The 381-nt window shown below is 38.8% G+C and carries 1 rRNA gene; it reads right to left on the minus strand.

Going from position 1 to position 381, the window contains the following annotated elements:
- Positions 1–84: 84 nt before the first annotated feature.
- Positions 85–199: ribosomal RNA gene (rrf, locus tag GMJ66_RS20330) — 5S ribosomal RNA — on the minus strand.
- Between the last annotated feature and the right edge of the window lie 182 nt (positions 200–381).

The following is a 381-nucleotide window of genomic DNA, read 5'->3' on the forward strand; positions in this document are numbered from 1 at the left end:
CAGCCGATTGCTCTACCACTGAGCTACTGTGGAATAATCTTGATAGAATTCAATGATACTCGTCCTTATTTGGATTGGAGTATTGCCTGGCGGCGTCCTACTCTCGCAGGGGGAACCCCCAACTACCATCGGCGCTGGAGAGCTTAACTTCTGTGTTCGGCATGGGAACAGGTGTGACCTCTCCGCCATCACTACCAGACAATATTAAATTCAATCCAATATAAACGGGCCGATAAAATCAGCGACATTTATTATTATAATTGTTTATATAATTAAAGTCAAGAATTTATTAAAATACATTTATACCCTAAAAACTAAATAAGAGATAATCAAGACATCATATAAGAAGTTAGTTAAGTCCTCGATCGATTAGTATTCGTC

Source organism: Oceanobacillus salinisoli (assembly GCF_009733865.1).
Taxonomy (GTDB): Bacteria; Bacillota; Bacilli; order Bacillales; family Amphibacillaceae; genus Oceanobacillus; species Oceanobacillus salinisoli.